Consider the following 19,153-nt stretch of genomic DNA (forward strand, 5'->3'; position numbering starts at 1 on the left):
GGCAGGGGGCAAAGGTGAGCGGGTCATCCCGAATAGTGGCCGTTTTGGGCCCTACGAATACAGGTAAAACCCATTACGCAATCGAACGGATGCTGGGATACCGCACAGGTGTCATCGGTCTGCCGCTGCGTCTGCTTGCGCGCGAGGTCTATGACAAGATCGTCGCCATCCGCGGGCCATCGGTTGTTGCTTTGGTTACCGGCGAAGAGAGGATCGTGCCGCCTCGGACCCAGTATTGGGTCTGCACGGTCGAGGCGATGCCCGAAGGTATGGGCGCGGATTTCGTGGCAATTGATGAAATCCAGCTGTGTGCCGATCCCGAGCGCGGCCATGTCTTTACGGATCGCCTGCTTCGGTCGCGCGGAACAAACGAGACACTTTTCCTTGGCTCTGACACCATGCGCGGCCCGATTGCCGCGCTGGTGCCCGAGGCGCAGTTTGTCCGACGCGAGCGGATGTCGCAGCTGGTCTATTCCGGTTCGAAGAAACTCAGCCGGATGCCGGCCCGCAGCGCTATTGTCGGGTTTTCGGTCGAGAATGTGTATGCCATCGCGGAACTTTTGCGCCGCCTTAAAGGTGGCGCGGCGGTGGTCATGGGGGCCCTGAGCCCACGGACGCGGAATGCTCAGGTGGAACTTTATCAAAATGGCGAGGTTGATTATCTGGTTGCCACAGATGCCATAGGCATGGGCTTGAACCTGGATGTAAACCACGTTGCATTTTCATCCCTGACCAAATTCGACGGGCGGCGGATGCGCCCGCTGGCCCCGAATGAACTGGCCCAGATCGCAGGCCGTGCCGGGCGTGGCATGTCGGACGGCACCTTTGGCGTGACCGGCGAGGCACCGCCGCTGGACGAAGGTGTCGCGCAGGCAATCATGGACAGCCGGTTTACGCCGATGAAAAAGCTGAACTGGCGGAATGCCGCCCTCCGGTTTGGTTCGATTGATGCGCTGATCAGCTCGCTTGAGGTCAGCCCGAGTGACGAACACCTGATCAAAGCCCGCCCTGCTGATGACCTGAATGTGTTGAAATCGCTGTCACAACAGGCCGAGATTGCCGCCCGTGCAAGTGACGGTCCATCCATCCGATTGCTGTGGGATGTGTGCAGAATCCCTGATTTTCGCGGCATCAGCCATGCAGAGCACGCCAGTCTGCTGGAAGTGATCTATGGCCACCTGCACGAACGCGGCAGTATTCCTGATGATTTCATGGCCCGGCAGATACGGCGGATTGACCAAACCCATGGGGATATCGATGCGTTATCCAAAAGGTTGGCATATATTCGCACCTGGACATATGTTGCGCAACGAAACGGTTGGGTGCGTGACGAATCACATTGGCGTGACGAAACGCGCACTGTAGAAGACAGACTGTCTGACGCACTACATGAGCGACTGACTCAAAGATTTGTGGACCGGCGTACATCGGTTTTGTTGCGGCGGCTCAAACAGAAGGAGGCCCTTTTGGCCGAAGTAAATGACAAGGGTGAAGTGACCGTCGAAGGCGAATTCGTCGGTCGTTTGGAAGGGTTCCGGTTCAGCCCGGACAAAAGCGCGCAAGGAACCGAAGCGAAAGCGCTCAAATCGGCATCTTTGCAAGCACTCGCGCCGCAATTCCATCTGCGTGCCGATCGCTTCTACAATGCGCCCGATACCGAAATTGATTTCACCGATCAGGGCGGCCTGATGTGGGGCGAATATGCCGTTGGCAAACTGGTTGCCGGGGCCGAACCTCTCAAGCCTGTGGTCGAGGTTTTTGTGGATGAGGCCGCCGGTCCGGATGTCGAACAGAAGGTGCGGCGCCGGTTGCAACATTTCATCGACCGCAAGATCGCTGCGCTATTCGAGCCGTTGCTGAATCTGTCGCGCGACGAGGAACTCAACGGTCTGGCGAAAGGGTTTGCTTTCCGCATGGTCGAGGCGCTGGGCGTTCTGCCGCGCGCCGGTGTCGCGCAAGAGGTCAAGGATCTGGATCAGGACGCCCGCGGCGCCTTGCGCAAGCACGGTATCCGGTTTGGCCAGTTCACCATCTTCATGCCGCTCTTGCTGAAGCCCGCACCGACGCGTCTGCGCCTGGTGCTGTGGGCGCTGTATGGCGGTTTGCAGGAATTCCCCGAAGCACCGCCTCCGGGGTTGGTAACAGTACCGGTCGCCAAAGATGCACCGCAAGGTTACGATACCATGTGCGGCTACCGCGATGCGGGCGACCGATCGATCCGTATCGATATGCTGGAACGCCTGGCGGACATGCTTCGTTCGGAAGACAGCCGTAGCGGGTTCGAAGCCAAGCCGGATATGCTGTCGATCACTGGCATGACGCTTGAGCAGTTTGCAGACCTGATGCAGGGGCTCGGCTACAAAGCCGAGCGCGGCGAGCGTGGCAAGGTCAAACCGGCACCGGCAGAGCAGCCTGTGACAGAGGCGGCTGAACAAGCCGTTATCGATGAGACGCCAGCACCTGACGCGGCCTCAGAAGAGGTCGCCGCGCCCGCCGAGGCGACAGCCGAGGCCACCGAAAGCACCGAGGCGGCAGCCGAGGCTGTCGCAGAGGGTCAGGTTGCGGAACCTGCGTCGGATGAACCCGAGGTTGAAGTGTTTTACACCTTCACCTGGGGTCGTCAGCGCCAGCCGAACCGTGGCCCGCGCCGCGAGCCGGGGCAGGGCAAGGGGAAACCACGGGGCAAACCGCAGGACGGCCGTGGCAAACCGCACGGCAAGAAGGGCGGCAAGCCGCAGGGGGCCAAGACCTTCTCGTCACGGCCACCGAAAAAGGAAAAGGCCATTGATCCCGACAACCCGTTCGCCGCAGCGCTTATGGGTCTGAAGGACGGCAATTGACGCAAGATGGCCGAGGCCAAACTGCGAATTGACAAATGGTTGTGGCAGGCGCGGTTCTTCAAGACCCGCAGCCTTGCCGCCAAACAGGTCAGTGGCGGCCATGTCCGGCTGAATGGAAACCGGGTGCTGAAACCGGCCCAAGCCGTGGCCCCCGGTGATGTTTTGACCTTCTCGCAGGGCCGCATTGTCCGCGTCATACGTGTGGAAAAACTGGGGGAACGCCGCGGTCCGGCGCCCGAGGCGCAAACGCTGTACTTTGATATGACCGAAAAGCAGGAAGCGCCTCTTGTAAATCCGGGTTTCGAGGGAAAAGGTCGGCCAACCAAGAAAGATCGACGTGCTATTGATCTTTCTCGCCCGGAAGATCACTGATCCTGTCTTGAAGAGCGGGCCAGACTGAATTAGCTAGTCGCTCAAACCGCAAACAGGAATCCGACCATGACCTATGTAGTCACCGAAAACTGTATCGCCTGCAAATACACCGACTGTGTCGAAGTGTGCCCGGTGGACTGTTTCTACGAAGGTGAAAATACGCTGGTCATCCATCCTGACGAATGCATTGACTGCGGCGTGTGCGAGCCCGAGTGCCCCGCCGACGCGATCCGCCCCGATACCGAGCCGGGCATGGAGGAGTGGGTCGAGTTCAATCGCAAGTATTCCGAACAATGGCCGGTGATCGTCACCAAGAAAGACCCACTGCCAGATGCGGAGGAGCGTGACGGTGAAGAGGGCAAGATGGAGAAGTATTTCTCGGAAGCGCCCGGCGAAGGCGGCTGAGTGATTCGTTCCAAGCGGCCTGTTTTGGCATAAAGACCGCGGCACAACCTGTTGAATGCAGGTTGAATATGATAAATTCCCGTAAGGTAAACTTTCGGGCGTCGTAAATTTGTGATATACTATATCTACATGATGACCGAGATTGGGATGCGCTCCGTAAGTATGCTCACTTTGGAGTTCTGAATTTGTGACAATATCGCCGCCTGACGGGGCTGAGACAGTCCCCGCATGTGGTGCTTTTGTTGTCCGTGTCCCGTCCGCTAGCAAGGAAAAAACTGAATGACAAAGTCGAAAAAGCTCGAGTTCCGCCCGAACGACTATGTTGTCTACCCCGCCCATGGCGTGGGCCAGATTATCTCGATCGAGGAACAGGATGTCGCGGGATTCTCGCTTGAGCTGTTCGTCATCTCATTTGAGAAAGACAAGATGACGTTGCGCGTTCCGACCAACAAGGTAACCGAGTCCGGTCTGCGGTCGCTCAGCTCGCCCGATGTGATCAGCCAGGCGATGAAAACGCTGAAAGGCAAGGCCAAGGTGAAACGCGCCATGTGGTCCCGTCGCGCACAAGAATATGAACAGAAGATCAACTCGGGTGATCTGATCTCGATCGCCGAAGTGGTCCGTGACCTGCACCGCACCGATGATCAGCGCGAGCAGAGCTATTCCGAGCGCCAGCTGTATGAAGCTGCCTTGGAGCGTCTGACCCGTGAGGTCGCGGCTGTTTCAGGCGCTGGCGAGGTGTCAGCCGCCAAACAGGTTGACGAGGTTCTGACCTCACGCGCTGCCTGATCGAAGGTACATTGACAATACGGGCCGCTCCAAATTTGGGGCGGCCTTTTTCGTGGCTTGGTGAATTGTTCAAGTGGCGCTAATTTCACTGTGTATGCAGCAGATTACCGGACGCACATGAAGCAGACTGTGAAATACCTGTACATCGGACACGACCCTGTTTCGGTCTGGTTTAGGTATGCACTGATCCTGTTCGATGTTGCGACAATCATTTTCTTTGTCGGGACGGCGCACATCCCGCATGGGCCGGGCTTAACCGTTGCAAGCCAACTGGTCGGTGTGCTGATTTTTCTGGATTTCGCTGCGCGTCTCTGGATTTCAAAAGACCGCTGGAGATTTTTGCGCCAGATCTACACAGTGGCGGATATCGTGGTCGTCCTCTCGCTGGTGCTTGATCCGTTTTTGACAGGAAACCTGGCTTTCCTGCGGATATTACGCGCCCTGCGTCTGATCCATTCATATCATCTGCTCTGGGATCTGCGGCGCGACAGCCGTTTTTTCCGCACGCATGAGGACGCTGTTATCGCGGCGATCAACCTGCTGGTCTTTGTCTTTGCCACCTCGACGGCCGTTTTGGTGTTTTTTATCCCCGAAGACGCGCAAACGCCCTACATAGACGCGCTGTATTTTACCATGGCGACGCTCACTACGACCGGGTTTGGCGACATCACTTTGGTCACACCGGGCGGCAAAATGTTTTCCGTCTTCATTATGGTCGTTGGCGTGGCCTTGTTCGTCCGGCTGGCGCAGGCAATTTTCGCGCCACAGAAGGTCCGTCACAAATGCCCCAGCTGTGGGTTGTACCGGCACGACCCGGACGCCGTGCATTGCAAACATTGCGGCGATACGTTGCGAATTGAAACTGGGGGCGCGTCTTAGATCTGGGCGCTGAGGGCAAGCAGAAACGTGATCTCCGCCAATTGCTGTGACGCGCCCAGAATATCTCCGGTTTGACCGCCGATCTTGGCTTTCGCGACGAGCCCCAATACCGCGACGACCAAAGCCGCGCAGACTATCGCGTTAAGCGCCAGACTTCCGCACAAGCTGAAAGCGACCAGAATCGCGATGCCCACGGCGATACAGGCTGAACCTGCGCCGGGGGTGCCAACTGAATGGCTCAGGCCCGACTTTCTGGCGTTTGGAAGAAGAACCATTAGTGCTGGCATCAGGGCGCGGGAAAATACGCAAGCTGCAACAACCATCCAGATCGGACCAACAGCCAGCATGGTGGAAATCGCGGATATTCGTAAAATCTGCGAGATCATCAAGGCAAGCACGCCGTACGTTCCAATCTGGCTGTCCTTCATGATCTCCAGCCGACGTTCAGGGGTGAAACCGCCCCAAAGCCCGTCGAACGTGTCGGCCAAACCATCCTCGTGCATAGCGCCCGTCAACAGGATCAGTACCGCGACCAGCAACGAGGCTGCCACAAACGGGGGCAGTTGAAGCCTCATCGACAGCCAACCGGTCAGGCATGCCAGTCCGCCAACGACCAGCCCAACCAGTGGAAATGCCCATACCGATTGTGCCTGCCGGGCAAACACGGCTTTGGGCAAACGGGGCAGGGGCAGGCGGGTCAACAGCACCAGGGCCAGCGGAACATCCCACAGGGAAAACGGTTTGGTGTCGTTTTTATGCACGCCCGTGCCTTTCGGGGTCTTGTTGGTTTCGATCCTTCGGTTAAACACGCAGGACCACTCTGATGCAATGAGGCTTTCATGCTGCCTGAACTGAATGATTTGAACACGTTCCGTGCTGTCCTGGCGGGGGCGCCGGGCCCGGATGCTGCTGCGGTGCAGGGCGCGGCCGAGCGAAACGGACAATTGACCAAACCCCCCGGCGCGCTTGGTCGGCTTGAGGATCTTGCGGTCTGGTATGCAGGATGGCGAGGGGACGCCCGTCCACAGATCAGCGCGCCTCAGGTCATTGTGTTTGCCGGAAATCACGGTGTTACCGCGCAGGGTGTTTCGGCCTTTCCACCGGAAGTGACCGTGCAGATGGTGATGAATTTCGAACATGGCGGGGCGGCGATAAATCAGTTGGCCAGGGCCGCAGGCGCGAAGATGGATGTACACGCGCTGGATCTGGACAAGCCGACCGCGGATTTCACCCAAGCCCCAGCCATGACAGAGGATGAATTGCTAGCCGCGTTGTGCACTGGCTGGCAGGCCGTTGATCCGCAATCTGATCTTTTGGTGGTCGGCGAAATGGGTATTGGCAACACCACCCCGGCTGCGGCTATTGCCTGTGCTCTGTTTGGTGGCGACGCGTCCGATTGGACAGGTCGCGGAACTGGTGTGGATGACGCAGGTCTGGTCAACAAAACCCGTGTCGTGGCCGAGGGTGTCGCCAAACACGCGTCAGATGATGGTCTGGACATCCTGCGCTGTCTGGGTGGACGCGAGATAGTCGCAATGGCGGGTGCAATTGCTGCTGCGCGGGTGTTGCGCATCCCGGTGATCCTGGACGGGTTCATCTGTTCGGCCGCCGCAGCCTGCTTGTGGAAGTTGTCCGATGGCGCGCTGGATCATGCCGTGGCAGGCCACCAAAGTGCCGAAGCGGCCCATGGTGCCGTGCTGGCGAAATTGGGCAAAGAGCCGTTGCTGAGCCTTGGCCTGCGGTTGGGCGAAGGGTCCGGCGGGGCGCTGGCGATCAACATTCTGAAAAGTGCCGTCGCCTGTCATTCCGGCATGGCAACCTTTGCCGAAGCTGGGGTTTCGGACGGCTGAACTCGCATCTGACCCGGGCAAAGGCTTGGGTCAGGCCGATTTCTTGGCGTGCTCTTCAGCCAGTTCCAGCAGCGCGGTTTCCAGATCCTTTTCCAGCGCCTGCGAACGCTCGATGTATTTCTTGTTTTCGGCGATTGGCATTCCGGGGACCCAAAGCTCGGCCAGATCGCGCACCGCCTTCCTGTCATGGTGGTAAAACGTCTGTTCAGCCTGGGCTGCTTCGTATTCACTCAGTCCGATATTCTCCAGAACATAGCGACCTGCGCGCAGCGAACTGTCGAACATTTCCCGCACGATGTCATTGGCACCCGCCTGATACAACTCGTATACATGGGTCCGGTCGCGGGCGCGGGCGATGATGTGAAGGTCAGGACGCTGCCGTCGGGCATAGCTGACAAGCCGTGTGACTTGCTTGTGATCATCCATAACGGCGACAAGAACGGATGCTTTGTCCAATCCCGCCGCGCGCAACAGTTCCGGCCGAGTGGGATCGCCCAGAAAGCCTTTGACGCCAAATCGGCGCATCAGCTGAATCGTTTCAATATTGTGGTCCAGAACGACTGTCTTGAAACCGCTGGCCCGCACCAGCCGGTTGACGATCTGACCAAAGCGACCAATGCCGGCGATGATGACCGGGCCCTTTTCGTCAATCACGTCAGGTTCGGGGCTGGCCGCGGAATCGCCAATCTTCCGCGACAACGCATCGTAGACGATGAAAAGAAGCGGCGTGATCAACATCGTCAGAGCAACGATCATCAGCAGTTTCTGCGACAGGTCGGGCGGAATGACATTCTGTTTCGTCGAAAATGCCAGCAGGACAAAACCGAACTCACCAGCCTGCGCCAACCCAAGGGTGAACAACCAGTGATCACGTCCCCGCAGTTTGAAGGCCTTGCCCACCAGAAATAGGATGATCCCCTTGGCAAGTATCACAAGCAGCGCCAGTCCAATCAGGTCCAGCGGGTCGTTGAAAAAATAACCGAAGTCTATTCCGGCACCGACCGTGATGAAAAACAGCCCCAGAAACAATCCTTTGAACGGCTCAAGGTCGCTTTCCATTTCATGTCTGAATTCAGAACTGGCCAGAACAACGCCTGCCAGGAACGCGCCCAGGGCAGGTGACAGGCCGACCAGTGTCATCAGAAACGAAATGCCCACGACAATCATCAGTGCCAGTGCGGTGTACATCTCGCGCAGACGGGTTGCGTGGATGAAGCGAAACAACGGTCTTGTCAGGTAGACACCGGCCAGAATGACAAACACCACAACGCCGATTGTGACAAGGGTGACGGCCCAGCCCGGCAGCCCTTCGACCAGCGACAAACTGTGATCGCCTGCGCCATGTGATCCTCCTGCCCCCCGGTCAATCGATCCATCTGCTTGGAAACGTGGCATGGCGGGCAGCGCCAGCAGTGGCAACAAAGCCAGAATTGGGATCACCGCGATGTCCTGCGTCAACAGAACCGAAAATGTCGCGCGGCCGCCGTTTGTCTGCATCAGGCCTTTTTCTGACAGGGTTTGAAGAACGATCGCGGTCGATGAAAGCGAAAGGGTCAACCCTACCGCCAGGGCAACCGACCAGGGATGGTTGGCGTACATGGCCACGGCAGCAATCGCGACTGTTGACAGCAACACCTGCAATCCGCCCAGACCCAATAACTTGTCGCGCATGTCCCACAGGGCGCGTGGCTCCAGTTCCAGACCGATGAGAAACAGCATCATCACCACGCCAAATTCGGCCACATGCTGAAGATTTTCGGTTTCCGCTCCGACAAGGCCCAGTGCGGGTCCGATAATGATCCCGGCGGCAAGATAACCCAGCACGGATCCCAACCCCAGTCTGGCAGACAGGGGAACGGCAATGACTGCCGCTGCCAGATAGATTGAAGCCTGATATAGAAAGTCGTCCATGTGTGTCCTCAGAACCTTTTCAGGTGGGAAGGGGGGCGTCGCGTTTAAGTTGATCCATTACGATCTGGCTTTGTACTCTTGCAACGGCAGGATGCGGCAGGATCACATGATGTAGCAAGCTGTTGAGGGCGGACAGGTCGTCACAGTAGATGTGCAGCAGATAGTCTGCCTCGCCCGTCATCGTCCATGCACTGGTAATCTCGGGTCGGGTGTCGACCATGCGGGCAAAGCTTGCGGATTGCTCGGGGCCATGGGTGCCCAGATGCACCTGAACGAACCCCTGCACCTGTAAGCCCAGTTTCAGCGGGTCCAGCCGGGCAGCATATCCGGTGATGTACCCTTCGACTTCAAGCCGCTGTCGGCGGCGACCCGCTTGACTGGGCGACAGGTTCAGCATTTCACCCAGTTGTTGCGCTGTCAGATGTGCATCTTTTTGCAGAGCGGAAAGCAGTCGCTTGTCGGTTGCATCCAACATGTGCGGAAAAATCCTGATTTTATTAACTGATATGCGCATTTTGCGCGTCATCTTGCAGTTTATACAAAAACAATGCGCAGAAACAGCGTCAGAAAAGTCGTATTTTTGAATCAGCAAAGAAATTCCTGTTTTCGTAGGAGACGCCCATGGGTCCTTTCCCGCACAATGCCCCGAAATCCGTGATCAGCGAAGAAAACCCTGCCGGAACAGATGGGTTTGAATTCGTCGAATTCGCCCATCCAGAACCGCAGGAGCTGCGTGATCTGTTCGCAAAGATGGGGTTTGATCTGGTGGCCCGCCACAAGGAAAAACCTGCTGTCGAGCTTTGGCAACAAGGGGATGTCACATACATCCTGAATGCTGACCCGGACAGTTTCGCGGCTAAGTTCGTGGCCGAACATGGGCCCTGCGCGCCATCGATGGGCTGGCGGGTGGTGGACGCGCAAAAAGCGTATGAGCATGCCGTGTCAAAAGGTGCGGAACCTTACGACCACGCTGACAAAACCATGAATGTGCCTGCGATCAAGGGTATTGGCGGGTCGCTGATCTATTTCATTGATCAGTACTACGACACATCGCCCTATAATCAGGAATTCAACTGGATCAAGGAATCCAAACCTCGGGGCGAGGGGTTCTTCTATCTCGATCACCTGACGCACAATGTCTACAAGGGCAACATGGACAAGTGGTTCAAGTTCTATGGCGACCTGTTCAACTTCCGTGAAATTCGTTTCTTTGACATTCAGGGAAAATTCACCGGCCTTTATAGCCGCGCGCTGACATCACCCTGCGGTCGTATTCGTATTCCGATCAACGAGGACCGCGGTGAGACCGGGCAGATCGTGTCTTACCTGAAGAAATACAAAGGTGAAGGCATTCAGCATATCGCGGTTGGTAGCGATGACATCTATGCCTCGACCGATGCCATTGCTGAAAACGGCCTGAAGTTCATGCCGGGTCCGAATGAAGCTTATTACGAGATGTCCAGGACCCGCGTGGTCGGTCATGAAGAGCCGCTGGACCTGATGATGAAACACGGCATCCTGATCGACGGTGAAGGTGTCGTTGACGGGGGCGAGACGCGCATTCTGTTGCAGATCTTCTCGAAAACGGTGATTGGCCCGATCTTCTTCGAGTTTATTCAGCGCAAGGGTGATGATGGTTTCGGCGAAGGGAACTTCCAGGCGCTGTTTGAATCCATCGAGCGCGAACAGATCGAAAACGGCGAGATTTCCGCGGCTTGATCCAAATGAACCAATAAGTCGGGGGCGGTTCTGCTGCCTCTGACGTGCCTGTCTACAGGTGATCGGTCACGGTTTTGAGCGCCTATGTCAGCTGCGTGGCATCGCCAGGGTCACGTTGCGACCTTTCTTTTGATAACGCAGTTCACTGTCACTGATAGCAATGACCTTGCCGCCGTCAATACTGTCCCCAACTTTCAGTTTTTTGTAGCGCCCACTGGGAAGCCGGACCAAGGCGCGACGGTTTGCGGGTGTGCCGTAAACGCCGATCAGATTTAAGCGACGCAGATTGATCGCGTTATCGAGTGTAGCCTGGCGGGCTACAGATGCGGTTGTGGGAATCTTGGGTGCAACCGATTTCGCCTGAAACGATCCGGCGTCGTCTGAACTCTGGTCCAGCGCGGCCGTTGATCCAAGATTGGAGTTACCAGAAGCAGGTGCCTTTGCCGTGTCCAGACCCGCCGGTCGCAACCTGGGGCGCGGGACGCGGACAACGGCCAATGCGGTTGGCGTCTCGTCGATTTCTGTGCGCGCTTGCAGACTGTCCGGGCGTGCTTTTGGTCGCTTGGCCGAAAGCTCTGCCAGAGACCGCCCCCCCAACTGCCCGCGCTCGAAGCTCTCGACCAGATCTGCGGGGCGAGGTTTGGGGCGAAGACCGGCCAGTCTTTCGTCGACCTCGTCAAGTACGGGTTCATCTTCGAAACGCACTGGCGTTGCTGGCGGAACCTTCGACGGTCGACCCTGAAAAACGACAACCCCATCCGGGTTCAGCGTCCCTTCCGGCGTGGGCGTTACCAGCCCGCGATCATCCAGATTGAACCGCGCTCCTGCTATGCCATGTTGCACGTCCCGAACAAAGGGTTCGTCAGTATCGAAACTGGAAGCCGGGGGCAGGGCAACCGCATCGCTGGACAGGTCGGATTTGTCAATCGACGTCAGATACAACTCGTCCGGTTCCGGGGCTTCTGGCACGTCCAAAGCGGCCGGAGGCGTTACATTCACACCGGAGGCAGCGCTGATATCCTCATCTGCCTCGGGGTCCTGAGCCACAGATTCAACAGGGGTCGGGGCCACCTTGAGCGCCTCAAGGATTGCCGCGTCGGTAGGCGTGAGTTCCGGTTGTTCTTCGGCTTCGGCGTCAGTAGGTTCCGGTGTTGGGGGCACGTCCCTGTCCAGAGGAGGCTCAGGTGGCAAGTTTTCCGGGGGGGCAATTGCCGCAACTTCGGGCACTATCGGTGGCAGGGCGTCGATTACCGGCTCGGAAACACCTGTCTCGGTTGGAGTTGGGCTCAGTGCGGCCTGATCTGTTTCTCCACCGCTGTCCAAGGCCAGCCAAACGCCGAAAGCGCCACCAAGAAGAAGCGCCGCGGCAAATGCCGGGATAGCAAAACGCGGTGCCTGCGCTTTCGTAGTCGCAAACTTATTGTCAGGTGTTTCGGGGGTCAGAAACACGTTTGGTGCCGCTGCGCCTGCAATGGGATGCGCTGGTTTCCCAGAGGGTTTTGCCGGTTCGGGCTGGTCTGCGTTTTTTACCGACAGCGGTAGCTCTGATGGTCGGGTTTCCGATGTGCCTGAACGCTGCGCGAACAATGCTTCTCGGGGGAATGCGTCTGCGTCTTCCTCGGCGCAAAACAAAACCGGCACGAATCCATGGTCCGAGGCAAAGGCCCGCGCCTCGCTCAGCGTTTCCTGCGCGACAGCTGCAACATAGGTGGTGCCGCCTTCGGTCTGATAGTCGTAGCTGAGCTCGGACAAAGCGTAAGGCGTTGCGTCGGCAAGTGCGCTCTCAATACGTTCGACCGTGTCTTCGGGGAGCAAGTCATCGGTTGCAACCTGAAGGTATCGAACCTGTTCGGAAGGCAAAACAAGCTTGCAGCTTAGGTCGTTTTCCAACGCAAAGGCGTTTTCCCGCAAAACCTGCATCTGACCGGACAGGTCCGGCGAATCCAAGGGAATCGAGCCGATAACGAACCATTCGTCATCCGAGTGATGATACAGTGATATTCCGGTCGCAGAAAAAGACAGCGCAAAGGCAGGTTTCATAATCCGCAGGAACCATAATTATCAACGTCAATGCAAACACCATGGCGTTCGCAGACCGACATTAAAGCAGGAACTTGCCGAGGGAAAGAAAAAGGCAAACTCTCCTCTTGTATGGCAATGCATCGCCGACCCATCTTTAACCCAAGCAAATCGGAGTGATAACATTGAAGACATTCGCTTTTCTGGCCGCAATGATGGCCGCAACGACCGCTGGACTTGCCCATGCGGAAGAACGTCGCATCACCGTTGACGCAACCGGAACCATCGATGTTGCCCCCGATATGGCGACGATCACATTGGGTGTGACAAATGAAAATGCCGAGGCTTCGGCAGCGATGCAGGCCACCTCGGACGCAGTTGCGAAGGTTCTTGCGCGCCTGACCGGGATGGGGATTGAAGACCGCGATATTCAGACCCGCGATCTGTCGCTTTCCCCTGTTTGGTCTGGGCGGCACGGGCAGAATGGGGAAACACCGGAAATTTCGGGGTTCGCAGCCTCGAACCGCGTGTTTGTGCGTGTGCGTGATTTGTCCAAGCTTGGAAGCATCATGGATGCGGTCATTCAGGATGGCGCCAACGATTTTGGTGGATTGAGCTTTGGGGTGCAGGATACCAAACCAATCGAAGCCCAAGCGCGCGCGCAAGCTGTCGGCGAAGCTATGGCCAAGGCCGAGCAGTTGGCGCAGGCCGCGGGTGTAACCCTTGGCGCGGTGCAAACGATTTCGGAACAAACGGGGGGCGTGCGCCCGATGCCCGAGATGCGCATGATGAGCATGGCTGACGCAGGGGGTGTTCCTGTGGCAGGTGGCGAGGTTTCGGTGTCTGTCAGCGTCTCGATGGTGTTCGAGATTTCGGAATGAAATCAACCCTTCGCGCGGGCCATCAGCGGTTTTCGTTGTTGGCCCGAAGCGTCGAAATTTTCGGGTAACAACCAGGCCTCGAATGCATCGCGGATGCGTGGCCATTCGGTATCTATGATTGAATACCAGGCTGTGTCGCGGTTGCGTCCTTTGTAGTGGGTCGCTTGGCGAAACACGCCTTCGAAGGTGAACCCAAGCCGCTCTGCCGCACTGCGCGACGGACCATTTAACGCGTCGCATTTCCATTCGTAACGCCGGTAACCCAGTTCATCGAACACGCGCCGCATCATAAGATACATGACTTCGGTTGATTGCGGTTTGCGCTGAAGCAGGGGTGAAAAATGGATATGCCCGACCTCAATCGCTCCGGCAGCGGGTTCGATCCGCAAATATGAAGCCATGCCCAACGGTATGTCATCACCGTCCAGAACAGTATGGAACATCGGGTCCGCATCCATGCAGTTGGCGCGCGCCCAGTCTTCGAATTCAGGTTCGCCAGCAAACGGGCCGTAGGGCAGGTAGGTCCAGTTGTGGCCATCCGTGTCCTTTGCAAACGCCCGGAACAATCCGGGCGCATGTCTGTTCACATCAAGGGGCACGACAGAACAATACCGGCCCACCATCGGCGTATAGGGTGGCGTCGGGCGTGGAAAGTCACCCGAAACCGGTAAACCGATAGGCTGGCCAAGGTTGTTTGTGTCGTGCTGGGTCATGGTCAGGCGGTTGCTTTGGCCAGGGCTTGATCAAGGTCGGCAATCAGATCGTTCACGTCCTCGATCCCGATGGACACGCGCACCACGCCCGGACCTGCGCCTGCGGCTTCCTGCTGTTCCGGGGTCAACTGACGGTGCGTGGTCGATGCCGAATGAATGATCAGCGAGCGCGCGTCGCCCAGATTGGCTACGTGGCTGAAGATTTCCAGCGCATTGACCAGCTTGATACAGGCGTCATAGCCGCCCTTCACTGCAAAGGTGAACAATGCGCCAGCGCCACGTGGATATTGCGATTTGACCCGGTCTTTGTAAGGCGATGACGGCAATCCCGCATAGGTGACGTAGTCCACCCGGTCATCCGCTTCCAACCACGCTGCGATTTTCTGGGCGTTCTCTACGTGGCGCTCCATCCGCAGCGACAGTGTTTCGATCCCCATCAGCGTGTAGTGGGCTGCCTGCGGGTTCATGGTCATGCCCAGATCACGCAGACCGATGGCGATGCCATGGAAGGTGAAGGCCAGCGGGCCAAAGGTCTCGTGGAACTTCAGTCCATGATAGGCCGGTTCGGGTTGGCTGAGCGAGGGGAACTTGTCATTTGCCGACCAGTCGAACTTGCCCGAATCCACGATGCAACCGCCGGTGACCGTACCGTTGCCGGTCAGGTACTTGGTGGTTGAATGCACGACCAGGGTCGCGCCGTGATCAATCGGGCGGCACAGATAGGGCGTGGCCGAGGTGTTATCGACGATCAGCGGAATGCCCGCTGCATCAGCCGCGTCCGCCAGCGCACGGATATCCGTCACATAGCCGCCGGGATTGGCGATGGACTCGCAGAAAATCGCACGGGTATTCTCATCGATTGCGCCCTTCACCGCGTCCAGATCATCGGTGTCGACAAACTTGGCAGACCAGCCAAAACGTTTGATCGTCTGGCTGAACTGCGTGACCGTGCCGCCGTACAAACGGGTTGAGGCGACCACATTGCAACCCGGACCCATCAGCGGGAACAGCGCCATGATCTGGGCCGCGTGCCCGGACGAACAGCAAACAGCACCAACGCCGCCTTCAAGAGTCGCCACGCGTTCCTGTAGAACGGCGACGGTTGGGTTGGTCAGGCGGGAATAGATAAAGCCCACCTCTTGCAGGTTGAACAGGGCCGCTGCGTGGTCTGCATCGCGGAACACATAGGCAGTTGTCTGATAGATCGGTGTCTGGCGCGCTCCGGTCGCCGGGTCGGGGCGGGCGCCCGCGTGAATTTGCAACGTGTCGAAACCGTAGGTGGGGCCGTCAGACATCTTGAAATCTCCTGTTGGAATTTGTCTTGCGAAATCTGTAGGCCATTGCCCGCCTGCGCACAACGATCCTGTCAGCGCAGCCAGAGGCCCTTGCTTTTGATCGTGTTGCGGATGGCCTGTTCACGTCGTGGCAGATGATCCCGGTCAAACAGGGCGCGGACTTTTGCGCCTTTCCCCTGCAGCACCATCTTTTTCAGTGGCTCGTATTGCTTGAGAACCTTCTTGACCTTGTTTGGAGCGACGACGGTTTCCAAGACGTCTATCACATGGTCGCTTTCACGGGCGTAAAGCAAGGGAAACAGGCGATAATGGCAACTGACGGACCCGTCCAGCAAACCGGGGGGCAAAACATCACGACCGCCACCGAACGAGTGAATGACAAGGGGCAGGGCGACCTGATCCAGCCAGGGGTCAAGGCTTTGGCCAGTCAACTCCGGAATGTTTTCGTCGCGGATTGTCCTAGCGTAGTCCAGAAAACGCTCACCAAATTTCCGCGGGCATTTGCAGAAGAAATAGCCTGCATTGAAATACAGGTACCGCCGCCAGTGATCATGGGGTTGATCGGTGTCCAGCGAGCTTTCGAAATCCAACCCGAACCGGGCGTAAAGCGCGCGCCAGATACCGTCAAAGCCGGGGCCATACAGCGTTGGTTTGGGCCATGTCCCTTCAACCTTCAGTGATGCGCTGGGGCGGTCGAAGTCAAAAGGTACAGATGTGATCTCGCCAGTGATCAGCGTGTCGGTGTCAAAGAACACAAAGGGCTCATCTTCCGGCAGGGCCATCAGCGCTTCGATCTTGTTGCCGTAGGGATAGCTTTCACCGAATACATGCGAGTCGAAGGGCAGAATTTCGGCATCCAGTTGTTTCAGGGCTTTCAGAACTTCTTCGTCCTGAATGCGGGGATCCTGTTTCCAGCGGGGCCCCGGATTGGGTGTGGCGACAAACAGTTTGCCCTCGAATTGCGGTGAAGAATGGCGCAGTGAAGCCGCAAACAACAGGGCTTCGTATTGCAGGCGGTTGTTTTGACCGACGACCGCGATGTTGAATTTCTGTGACGTTGCCTGCATCTATGCCCGTTCCCGACAGGTGTTTGACCGTGCACCTTGAAGTTCGGATTACAGCAAGCGGCCCAAGGCGTCAAAAGCGGAAAATTTGAAATTTCATCACGCGATCCCATTTCTTTCAGGGGTCGCAGCAGAAAGGGTTACACATGCGGATCAATGCGGATTTCACAAAACGGGTCGCAGTTCATTTTGACAATAGCGAATGGGTCGCTTCCCCTGCGGCTGGCGTCGAGCGTAAAATGCTGGACCGGATTGGTGATGAGGTGGCCCGTGCAACAACCATTGTCCGCTTTGCGCCCGGCAGCGCTTTTTCTGCCCATACCCATGACGGCGGCGAGGAATATCTGGTGCTGGACGGCGTATTTCAGGACGAGACCGGAGATTTCCCCGTCGGCAGCTATGTGCGCAATCCGCCGACGTCCTCGCACACTCCGTCTGCAGCGGAAGGCGCGACCATTCTGGTCAAGCTGCACCAGTTTGACCCGCAAGACCGTACCGAGGTGCGCCGCTCGATAAATGGCGATTCTGACGTACAACTGTTCAAAGATGAACATGAGGACGTTTTTGTGCGGACATGGGCGGCGGGGGACGTGGTCGAGCTGGATGCGCGCGACGGAATGGAAGTGTTTGTCATAAGCGGCAGTTTCTGTGAATCGGGGGAGGAATTTTCGACATGGGACTGGTTGCGCTTGCCGCCCGGAACGCACTCGCGGGCCGTTGCAGGGCCTGACGGCGCCCGGGTTTGGACCAAGTCCCACCATCTTGGCGAAATGGTCTGAAAGCTTTTCGGCCCTGAAATTAACCAAAATGCCAGTGAATCCGGGTTTTAAGGCCCGGATTTTCAATTTTTTGATCATCTGACAAATTTTACCAATTGATAAAAAATTTATTTGTGGCAAGCTGAGGTCATAACAAACATATCTACAGGGAGTAGAGTGATGGCACAGGGCCAGATGGCACCCGGCATCGTCGCCGGGCGGCTTTCAAGCGATGAGCTGACCTCGAATTTCACCGATCTGCATCCGCCATTGGCCCCGCATGAGGCCGCAGTTGCAGCAGACCGTTGTTATTTCTGCTATGACGCGCCTTGCGTCACAGCGTGTCCGACAGACATCGATATTCCGCTATTCATCCGTCAGATTCAGGCCGGACAGCCGCAGTCAGCCGGGCGAACGATCTTTCAGCAGAACATCTTGGGCGGGATGTGCGCCCGTGTCTGTCCGACGGAAACACTGTGCGAAGAGGCCTGTGTTCGTGAGGCGGCCGAAGGTAAGCCGGTCGAGATCGGGCGACTACAGCGCTTTGCGACGGATGATCTTATGTCCTTGGGCGCGCATCCGTTTGAGCGTGCGGCATCAACCGGGAAAACGGTTGCTGTCGTGGGGGCAGGGCCTGCTGGTCTGGCCTGCGCGCATCGCCTTGCCATGCTGGGCCATGACGTGGTGATCCACGAAGGCAAACCCAAACCGGGCGGTCTGAATGAATACGGGATTGCCGCCTATAAATCGACCAACAATTTTGCGCAGGCCGAGGTCGACTGGCTGCTGAAAATCGGTGGTATCTCGATTGAAACCGGGTCGGTTCTGGGTGAAAGCATCTCACTGGATGGTCTGGTCAAAAACTACGACGCGGTGTTCCTGTCCATCGGACTTGCCGGGGTGAATGCCCTGCGCGCGGATGGTGTTGACAAGGACGGCGTGCGGGATGCCGTCAATTTCATCTCGGACGTGCGGCAGGCTGGTGATCTTGCAAAGCTTCCTGTCGGGCGGAACGTCGTCGTGATTGGCGGAGGCATGACTGCCGTGGACGCAGCGGTAAAGTCCAAATTGTTAGGTGCCGAGAATGTCACCATTGCCTATCGCCGGGGCCGCGACGCCATGGGTGCCAGCCGGTACGAGCAGGATCTGGCAGCCTCGCACGGGGTTCAGATCTTGACCAACGTGCAGCCGGTGGCGGTACACGGCAATGGGACTGCCGCCGAGATAGAACTGGAGTATACCTCAAGCCAGAACGGCCAACTCACCGGAACCGGTGAAACGGTCCGGCTGCGGGCAGACCAGATTCTCAAGGCCATCGGTCAGACTCTGGAAGGTGCGCCGGAAGGGCTGAAGCTGGACGGCAACAAGATCGCTGTCAGCGGTGCGGGACGCACTTCTGTGGCCGGAGTCTGGGCAGGCGGAGATTGCGCGGCGGGGGGCGAGGACCTGACCGTAACGGCTGTTGCCGAAGGCCGGGATGCAGCGATGGACATCCACGCGACGCTGGTTTCGTGATAGGATGGGGTATTCACCCCATTCCTTTCGCTGCTGAGGTAGTCCTATGTCCCGGATAGAACAAGCCGTAGCGCAGCATTACACCACCAGAGCACTGACCGGCCGCGTCCACGTGGCGGCTGTAGCCAGCTGTATCGATCCGG

17 protein-coding genes are annotated in these 19,153 nt (G+C 57.6%); 10 read left to right on the forward strand and 7 right to left on the reverse strand.

Annotated features, from left to right (window positions below; genetic code table 11):
- Positions 1–14 precede the first annotated feature (14 nt).
- From ACR0DY_RS13315 to ACR0DY_RS13335, 5 genes are all read left to right on the forward strand, one after another.
- Complete coding sequence (locus ACR0DY_RS13315) at positions 15–2,840, forward strand: helicase-related protein (protein ID WP_480545662.1); 2,826 nt, start codon at positions 15–17, stop codon at positions 2,838–2,840.
- Between the two features lie 6 nt (positions 2,841–2,846).
- Complete coding sequence (locus ACR0DY_RS13320) at positions 2,847–3,212, forward strand: RNA-binding S4 domain-containing protein (RefSeq protein WP_209504209.1); 366 nt, start codon at positions 2,847–2,849, stop codon at positions 3,210–3,212.
- Positions 3,213–3,278: 66 nt separating this feature from the next.
- On the forward strand, positions 3,279–3,617 hold the full coding sequence (fdxA, locus tag ACR0DY_RS13325) for a ferredoxin FdxA (RefSeq protein WP_170616129.1): 339 nt from the start codon (positions 3,279–3,281) through the stop codon (positions 3,615–3,617).
- Between the two features lie 279 nt (positions 3,618–3,896).
- The gene (locus tag ACR0DY_RS13330) at positions 3,897–4,406 is read left to right on the forward strand and encodes a CarD family transcriptional regulator (protein ID WP_209504207.1); all 510 of its coding nucleotides are present in this window, start codon (positions 3,897–3,899) and stop codon (positions 4,404–4,406) included.
- A 117-nt stretch (positions 4,407–4,523) separates the two neighbouring features.
- A complete protein-coding gene (locus ACR0DY_RS13335; protein WP_480485945.1) occupies positions 4,524–5,285 on the forward strand; it encodes a potassium channel family protein in 762 nt (253 codons plus the stop codon).
- Here the strand turns inward: ACR0DY_RS13335 and cobS are convergent.
- The gene (gene cobS, locus ACR0DY_RS13340; protein ID WP_480485943.1) at positions 5,282–6,094 is read right to left on the reverse strand and encodes an adenosylcobinamide-GDP ribazoletransferase; all 813 of its coding nucleotides are present in this window, start codon (positions 6,092–6,094) and stop codon (positions 5,282–5,284) included. The genes ACR0DY_RS13335 and cobS overlap by 4 nt on opposite strands.
- A 30-nt stretch (positions 6,095–6,124) precedes the next feature.
- Here cobS and cobT point away from each other — a divergent pair, with 30 nt between their 5' ends.
- Positions 6,125–7,135 carry a nicotinate-nucleotide--dimethylbenzimidazole phosphoribosyltransferase gene (gene cobT, locus ACR0DY_RS13345; protein WP_480545661.1) on the forward strand — a complete coding sequence of 337 codons (1,011 nt, stop codon included), beginning with the start codon at positions 6,125–6,127 and terminating at the stop codon, positions 7,133–7,135.
- Positions 7,136–7,165: 30 nt separating this feature from the next.
- Here the strand turns inward: cobT and ACR0DY_RS13350 are convergent, their stop codons facing one another.
- Together ACR0DY_RS13350 and ACR0DY_RS13355 are read right to left on the reverse strand one after the other, a co-directional pair.
- Positions 7,166–9,046, reverse strand: coding sequence for a monovalent cation:proton antiporter-2 (CPA2) family protein (locus ACR0DY_RS13350; protein WP_209595914.1), 1,881 nt, complete (start codon positions 9,044–9,046; stop codon positions 7,166–7,168).
- 19 nt (positions 9,047–9,065) lie between these two features.
- Entirely contained in the window at positions 9,066–9,521 is a 456-nt protein-coding gene (locus ACR0DY_RS13355) for an Lrp/AsnC family transcriptional regulator (protein WP_209504202.1), read from the reverse strand.
- 146 nt (positions 9,522–9,667) lie between these two features.
- Here ACR0DY_RS13355 and hppD point away from each other — a divergent pair, with 146 nt between their 5' ends.
- Positions 9,668–10,765, forward strand: a complete 1,098-nt coding sequence (gene hppD, locus ACR0DY_RS13360; protein ID WP_480505541.1) for a 4-hydroxyphenylpyruvate dioxygenase — start codon at positions 9,668–9,670, stop codon at positions 10,763–10,765.
- Positions 10,766–10,852: 87 nt separating this feature from the next.
- On the opposite strand, the gene ACR0DY_RS13365 is transcribed toward hppD, so the two are convergent.
- Complete coding sequence (locus ACR0DY_RS13365; RefSeq protein ID WP_480545660.1) at positions 10,853–12,805, reverse strand: hypothetical protein; 1,953 nt, start codon at positions 12,803–12,805, stop codon at positions 10,853–10,855.
- A 155-nt stretch (positions 12,806–12,960) separates the two neighbouring features.
- On the opposite strand from ACR0DY_RS13365, the gene ACR0DY_RS13370 reads away from it, so the two are divergent.
- Positions 12,961–13,665 (forward strand): SIMPL domain-containing protein, encoded by a 705-nt coding sequence (locus tag ACR0DY_RS13370; protein ID WP_480492689.1) that lies wholly within the window; start codon positions 12,961–12,963, stop codon positions 13,663–13,665.
- A 2-nt stretch (positions 13,666–13,667) separates the two neighbouring features.
- Here the strand turns inward: ACR0DY_RS13370 and ACR0DY_RS13375 are convergent, their stop codons facing one another.
- The 3 genes from ACR0DY_RS13375 to ACR0DY_RS13385 form a co-directional block, all read right to left on the reverse strand.
- Positions 13,668–14,378 (reverse strand): GNAT family N-acetyltransferase, encoded by a 711-nt coding sequence (locus ACR0DY_RS13375; RefSeq protein WP_480481354.1) that lies wholly within the window; start codon positions 14,376–14,378, stop codon positions 13,668–13,670.
- Positions 14,379–14,380: 2 nt separating this feature from the next.
- Positions 14,381–15,673 carry an O-acetylhomoserine aminocarboxypropyltransferase/cysteine synthase family protein gene (locus ACR0DY_RS13380; protein WP_480481352.1) on the reverse strand — a complete coding sequence of 431 codons (1,293 nt, stop codon included), beginning with the start codon at positions 15,671–15,673 and terminating at the stop codon, positions 14,381–14,383.
- 71 nt (positions 15,674–15,744) lie between these two features.
- Positions 15,745–16,740: a hypothetical protein gene (locus tag ACR0DY_RS13385; protein ID WP_480545658.1), complete on the reverse strand. Its 996-nt coding sequence runs from the start codon at positions 16,738–16,740 to the stop codon at positions 15,745–15,747.
- Positions 16,741–16,883: 143 nt separating this feature from the next.
- On the opposite strand from ACR0DY_RS13385, the gene ACR0DY_RS13390 reads away from it, so the two are divergent.
- Complete coding sequence (locus ACR0DY_RS13390; RefSeq protein WP_480505533.1) at positions 16,884–17,516, forward strand: cupin domain-containing protein; 633 nt, start codon at positions 16,884–16,886, stop codon at positions 17,514–17,516.
- A 159-nt stretch (positions 17,517–17,675) separates the two neighbouring features.
- Positions 17,676–19,010: an NAD(P)-dependent oxidoreductase gene (locus ACR0DY_RS13395; RefSeq protein ID WP_480505532.1), complete on the forward strand. Its 1,335-nt coding sequence runs from the start codon at positions 17,676–17,678 to the stop codon at positions 19,008–19,010.
- Positions 19,011–19,153: the final 143 nt, after the last annotated feature.

It is taken from the genome of Ruegeria sp. O6 (assembly GCF_056535045.1).

Bases quoted from the DNA above. Each gene is read 5' to 3' on its own strand.
- ACR0DY_RS13320 (WP_209504209.1), top strand. From the start codon at position 2,847: ATGGCCGAGGCCAAACTGCGAATTGACAAATGGTTGTGGCAGGCGCGG.
- ACR0DY_RS13380 (WP_480481352.1), bottom strand. From the start codon at position 15,673: ATGTCTGACGGCCCCACCTACGGTTTCGACACGTTGCAAATTCACGCG.
- ACR0DY_RS13385 (WP_480545658.1), bottom strand. From the start codon at position 16,740: ATGCAGGCAACGTCACAGAAATTCAACATCGCGGTCGTCGGTCAAAAC.
- hppD (WP_480505541.1), top strand. From the start codon at position 9,668: ATGGGTCCTTTCCCGCACAATGCCCCGAAATCCGTGATCAGCGAAGAA.
- ACR0DY_RS13390 (WP_480505533.1), top strand. From the start codon at position 16,884: ATGCGGATCAATGCGGATTTCACAAAACGGGTCGCAGTTCATTTTGAC.
- ACR0DY_RS13395 (WP_480505532.1), top strand. From the start codon at position 17,676: ATGGCACAGGGCCAGATGGCACCCGGCATCGTCGCCGGGCGGCTTTCA.
- ACR0DY_RS13355 (WP_209504202.1), bottom strand. From the start codon at position 9,521: ATGTTGGATGCAACCGACAAGCGACTGCTTTCCGCTCTGCAAAAAGAT.
- ACR0DY_RS13335 (WP_480485945.1), top strand. From the start codon at position 4,524: ATGAAGCAGACTGTGAAATACCTGTACATCGGACACGACCCTGTTTCG.
- ACR0DY_RS13350 (WP_209595914.1), bottom strand. From the start codon at position 9,046: ATGGACGACTTTCTATATCAGGCTTCAATCTATCTGGCAGCGGCAGTC.
- cobT (WP_480545661.1), top strand. From the start codon at position 6,125: ATGCTGCCTGAACTGAATGATTTGAACACGTTCCGTGCTGTCCTGGCG.
- ACR0DY_RS13375 (WP_480481354.1), bottom strand. From the start codon at position 14,378: ATGACCCAGCACGACACAAACAACCTTGGCCAGCCTATCGGTTTACCG.
- ACR0DY_RS13330 (WP_209504207.1), top strand. From the start codon at position 3,897: ATGACAAAGTCGAAAAAGCTCGAGTTCCGCCCGAACGACTATGTTGTC.
- ACR0DY_RS13365 (WP_480545660.1), bottom strand. From the start codon at position 12,805: ATGAAACCTGCCTTTGCGCTGTCTTTTTCTGCGACCGGAATATCACTG.
- fdxA (WP_170616129.1), top strand. From the start codon at position 3,279: ATGACCTATGTAGTCACCGAAAACTGTATCGCCTGCAAATACACCGAC.